Source organism: Mycolicibacter sinensis (assembly GCF_001667945.1).
In the GTDB taxonomy this organism is placed as follows: Bacteria; Actinomycetota; Actinomycetes; order Mycobacteriales; family Mycobacteriaceae; genus Mycobacterium; species Mycobacterium sinense_B.
Genome location: NZ_LZJK01000044.1, coordinates 1 through 5451, shown reverse-complemented (window position 1 = coordinate 5451; position 5451 = coordinate 1). Strand labels below are relative to the sequence as shown.

General features: G+C 56.6%; 3 rRNA genes. All 3 read left to right on the top strand.

Annotation, left to right across the window (positions count from 1 at the left end):
* The first annotated feature begins 148 nt into the window (after positions 1 to 148).
* Positions 149 to 1683, top strand: a 16S ribosomal RNA gene (locus A5694_RS05545).
* A 351-nt stretch (positions 1684 to 2034) separates the two neighbouring features.
* Positions 2035 to 5151: ribosomal RNA gene (locus A5694_RS05540) — 23S ribosomal RNA — on the top strand.
* A gap of 136 nt (positions 5152 to 5287) precedes the next feature.
* Positions 5288 to 5400: ribosomal RNA gene (rrf, locus tag A5694_RS05535) — 5S ribosomal RNA — on the top strand.
* Together the 16S, 23S and 5S rRNA genes form the textbook arrangement of a ribosomal RNA operon.
* The last annotated feature ends 51 nt before the right edge of the window (positions 5401 to 5451 follow it).

Genomic DNA, 5451 nt, shown 5'->3' with positions numbered 1-5451 from the left:
GGGCGTGTTGTTTGAGAACTCAATAGTGTGTTTGGTGGTTTTTGTTTGTTGTTGTTTTGCCACATCCTTGGCGCCCCGTGTTGGGGGTGTGGTGTTGTTTTGTCGGTTTTTCGGAACTGATGTTTTCAGGATTGTTCTGAACGTTTTTTGTTTGGAGAGTTTGATCCTGGCTCAGGACGAACGCTGGCGGCGTGCTTAACACATGCAAGTCGAACGGAAAGGCCCTTTCGGGGGTACTCGAGTGGCGAACGGGTGAGTAACACGTGGGTGATCTGCCCTGCACTCTGGGATAAGCCTGGGAAACTGGGTCTAATACCGGATAGGACCATGGGATGCATGTTCTGTGGTGGAAAGCTTTTGCGGTGTGGGATGGGCCCGCGGCCTATCAGCTTGTTGGTGGGGTGATGGCCTACCAAGGCGACGACGGGTAGCCGGCCTGAGAGGGTGTCCGGCCACACTGGGACTGAGATACGGCCCAGACTCCTACGGGAGGCAGCAGTGGGGAATATTGCACAATGGGCGCAAGCCTGATGCAGCGACGCCGCGTGGGGGATGACGGCCTTCGGGTTGTAAACCTCTTTCAGTATCGGCGAAGCTCCGTGGTTTTCTGCGGGGTGACGGTAGGTACAGAAGAAGCACCGGCCAACTACGTGCCAGCAGCCGCGGTAATACGTAGGGTGCGAGCGTTGTCCGGAATTACTGGGCGTAAAGAGCTCGTAGGTGGTTTGTCGCGTTGTTCGTGAAAACTCACAGCTTAACTGTGGGCGTGCGGGCGATACGGGCAGACTGGAGTACTGTAGGGGAGACTGGAATTCCTGGTGTAGCGGTGGAATGCGCAGATATCAGGAGGAACACCGGTGGCGAAGGCGGGTCTCTGGGCAGTAACTGACGCTGAGGAGCGAAAGCGTGGGGAGCGAACAGGATTAGATACCCTGGTAGTCCACGCCGTAAACGGTGGGTACTAGGTGTGGGTTTCCTTCCTTTAGGGATCCGTGCCGTAGCTAACGCATTAAGTACCCCGCCTGGGGAGTACGGCCGCAAGGCTAAAACTCAAAGGAATTGACGGGGGCCCGCACAAGCGGCGGAGCATGTGGATTAATTCGATGCAACGCGAAGAACCTTACCTGGGTTTGACATGCACAGGACGCGTCTAGAGATAGGCGTTCCCTTGTGGCCTGTGTGCAGGTGGTGCATGGCTGTCGTCAGCTCGTGTCGTGAGATGTTGGGTTAAGTCCCGCAACGAGCGCAACCCTTGTCTCATGTTGCCAGCACGTGATGGTGGGGACTCGTGAGAGACTGCCGGGGTCAACTCGGAGGAAGGTGGGGATGACGTCAAGTCATCATGCCCCTTATGTCCAGGGCTTCACACATGCTACAATGGCCGGTACAAAGGGCTGCGATCCCGTGAGGGTTAGCGAATCCTTGAAAGCCGGTCTCAGTTCGGATTGGGGTCTGCAACTCGACCCCATGAAGTCGGAGTCGCTAGTAATCGCAGATCAGCAACGCTGCGGTGAATACGTTCCCGGGCCTTGTACACACCGCCCGTCACGTCATGAAAGTCGGTAACACCCGAAGCCGGTGGCCTAACCCTTTGGGAGGGAGCCGTCGAAGGTGGGATCGGCGATTGGGACGAAGTCGTAACAAGGTAGCCGTACCGGAAGGTGCGGCTGGATCACCTCCTTTCTAAGGAGCACCATGTTCCCCCGTTCCTCACATGGGTGAGGGTGATGCGGTTGGGAGAGGTTGTGCCGGCGCCTGTAGTGGGCGATCCGGTGGTGCAGATTGATTTACGCAGCAGCAAGCGAAGACACCAACCGCCGGGTTTGTCCTGGTGGCCGGCTTTCGGGTTGGGCACACTGTTGGGTCCTGAGGCAACAGGCCTGGTTGTCGCCCCGTGGTGGGGTGGGGGTTGTTGTCGCTCCATCTTGGTGGTGGGGTGTGGTGTTTGTTTTGTGGATAGTGGTTGCGAGCATCTAACAAGCAAGATGTTTTGGTCTTGTTTGTTTTGCAATTTTTGTTTCTTGGTTTTTGTGTGTGTAAGTGTGTAAGGGCGCATGGTGGATGCCTTGGCATCGAGAGCCGATGAAGGACGTGGGAGGCTGCGATATGCCTCGGGGAGCTGTCAACCGAGCGTGGATCCGAGGATGTCCGAATGGGGAAACCCGGCACGAGTGATGTCGTGTCACCCTCCGGTGAATGTATAGCCGGTGGGGAGGTAACGCGGGGAAGTGAAACATCTCAGTACCCGTAGGAGAAGAAAACAAAATGTGATTCCGTGAGTAGTGGCGAGCGAAAGCGGAGGATGGCTAAACCGTATGCATGTGATACCCGGCGGGGGTTGTGTGTGCGGTGTTGTGGGGTCTGCGTTCCTCTTACCGCCGTGAGGGGCAGCAGTGAGAAAAGATCGTGTTAATCGAAGTGGCCTGGGATGGTCTGCCGTAGTGGGTGAGAGCCCCGTAGGTGAAAACATGGTCTCTGCTGTCGCAGTGTCCCCGAGTAGCAGCGGGCCCGTGGAATCTGCTGTGAATCTGCCGGGACCACCCGGTAAGCCTGAATACTTCTCGATGACCGATAGCGGACGAGTACCGTGAGGGAATGGTGAAAAGTACCCCGGGAGGGGAGTGAAATAGTACCTGAAACCGTGTGCCTACAATCCGTCAGAGCCCTCGTTGTGGGGTGATGGCGTGCCTTTTGAAGAATGAGCCTGCGAGTCACCGGCACGTCGCGAGGTTAACCCGGGTGGGGTAGCCGTAGCGAAAGCGAGTCTGAATAGGGCGTATCCAGTCCAGTGGGGCTGGTGTAGTGGCGTGTTGTGGACCCGAAGCGGAGTGATCTACCCATGGCCAGGGTGAAGCGCGGGTAAGACCGCGTGGAGGCCCGAACCCACTTAGGTTGAAGACTGAGGGGATGAGTTGTGGGTAGGGGTGAAAGGCCAATCAAACTCCGTGATAGCTGGTTCTCCCCGAAATGCATTTAGGTGCAGCGTTGCGTGTTTCTCACCGGAGGTAGAGCTACTGGATGGCCGATGGGCCCTACTAGGTTACTGACGTCAGCCAAACTCCGAATGCCGGTGAGTGTAAGCGTGGCAGTGAGACGGCGGGGGATAAGCTCCGTGCGTCGAGAGGGAAACAGCCCAGATCGCCGGCTAAGGCCCCTAAGCGTGTGCTAAGTGGAAAAGGATGTGCAGTCGCGAAGACAACCAGGAGGTTGGCTTAGAAGCAGCCACCCTTGAAAGAGTGCGTAATAGCTCACTGGTCAAGTGATTGTGCGCCGATAATGTAGCGGGGCTCAAGCACACCGCCGAAGCCGCGGCAATCCGTCAGGATTGGGTAGGGGAGCGTCCTGCATCCGGTGAAGCCACAGGGTGACCTAGTGGTGGAGGGTGTGGGAGCGAGAATGCAGGCATGAGTAGCGATGAGGCAAGTGAGAACCTTGCCCGCCGAAAGACCAAGGGTTCCTGGGCCAGGCCAGTCCTCCCAGGGTGAGTCGGGACCTAAGGCGAGGCCGACAGGCGTAGTCGATGGACAACGGGTTGATATTCCCGTACCCGTGTGTGGGCGTCCCTGATGAATCAGCGGTACTAACCACCCAAAAGGTGGTCGATCAATCCCTTCGGGGTGCGACGATCACCGGCTGCGTGGGACCTTCGCTGGTAGTAGTCAAGCGATGGGGTGACGCAGGAAGGTAGCCGTACCAGTCAGTGGTAATACTGGGGTAAGCCGGTAGGAAGTCAGATAGGCAAATCCGTCTGGCATATATTCCGAGAGGTGATGCATAGCCAATTGTGGCGAATTCGGTGATCCTATGCTGTCGAGAAAAGCCTCTAGCGAGCACGCACACGGCCCGTACCCCAAACCGACACAGGTGGTCAGGTAGAGAATACCAAGGCGTACGAGTGAACTATGGTTAAGGAACTCGGCAAAATACCCCCGTAACTTCGGGAGAAGGGGGACCCTCATACCGTCAACACCCTTGCGGTGGGCAGCGGGAGGGGGTCGCAGAAACCAGTGAGAAGCGACTGTTTACTAAAAACACAGGTCCGTGCGAAGTCGCAAGACGATGTATACGGACTGACGCCTGCCCGGTGCTGGAAGGTTAAGAGGACCGGTTAACCCCTTCGGGGGTGAAGCTGAGAATTTAAGCCCCAGTAAACGGCGGTGGTAACTATAACCATCCTAAGGTAGCGAAATTCCTTGTCGGGTAAGTTCCGACCTGCACGAATGGCGTAACGACTTCTCAACTGTCTCAACCATAGACTCGGCGAAATTGCATTACGAGTAAAGATGCTCGTTACGCGCGGCAGGACGAAAAGACCCCGGGACCTTCACTATAGCTTGGTATTGATGTTCGATGCGGTTTGTGTAGGATAGGTGGGAGACTGTGAAACCCGCACGCCAGTGTGGGTGGAGTCGTTGTTGAAATACCACTCTGATCGTATTGGACCTCTAACCTCGAACCATGAAGCTGGTTCAGGGACAGTGCCTGGTGGGTAGTTTAACTGGGGCGGTTGCCTCCTAAAATGTAACGGAGGCGCCCAAAGGTTCCCTCAACCTGGACGGCAATCAGGTGTTGAGTGTAAGTGCACAAGGGAGCTTGACTGTAAGACTGACACGTCAAACAGGGACGAAAGTCGGGACTAGTGATCCGGCACCCCCGAGTGGAAGGGGTGTCGCTCAACGGATAAAAGGTACCCCGGGGATAACAGGCTGATCTTCCCCAAGAGTCCATATCGACGGGATGGTTTGGCACCTCGATGTCGGCTCGTCGCATCCTGGGGCTGGAGCAGGTCCCAAGGGTTGGGCTGTTCGCCCATTAAAGCGGCACGCGAGCTGGGTTTAGAACGTCGTGAGACAGTTCGGTCTCTATCCGCCGCGCGCGTCAGAATCTTGAGGAAACCTGTCCCTAGTACGAGAGGACCGGGACGGACGAACCTCTGGTATACCAGTTGTTCCACCAGGAGCACGGCTGGATGGCCACGTTCGGACAGGATAACCGCTGAAAGCATCTAAGCGGGAAACCCACTCCAAGACCAGGATTCTCACCCATTCAGTGGGATAAGGCCCCCCGCAGACCACGGGATCGATAGACCAGACCTGCAAGCACCGCAAGATGTTTAGGGAACTGGCACTAACCGGCCGAAAACTTACCAACACAAAGAAACACACGTGTTGCCCGCAACCACACCACAAACCCATAACCCACACCCCACCACCAAACACACTATTGGTGACCCGGTGGACACCCGCCCCACACAAGGGCCGGCCCACCACCCACAAAAAAATAGAGTTACGGCGGACATAGCGACAGGGAAACGCCCGGTCCCATCCCGAACCCGGAAGCTAAGCCTGTCAGCGCCGATGATACTGCCCACCCGGGTGGAAAAGTAGGACACCGCCGAACACAATTTAAAAGCCCTGTGGCCCCCAAACAACTTGGGGGCCACAGGCATTT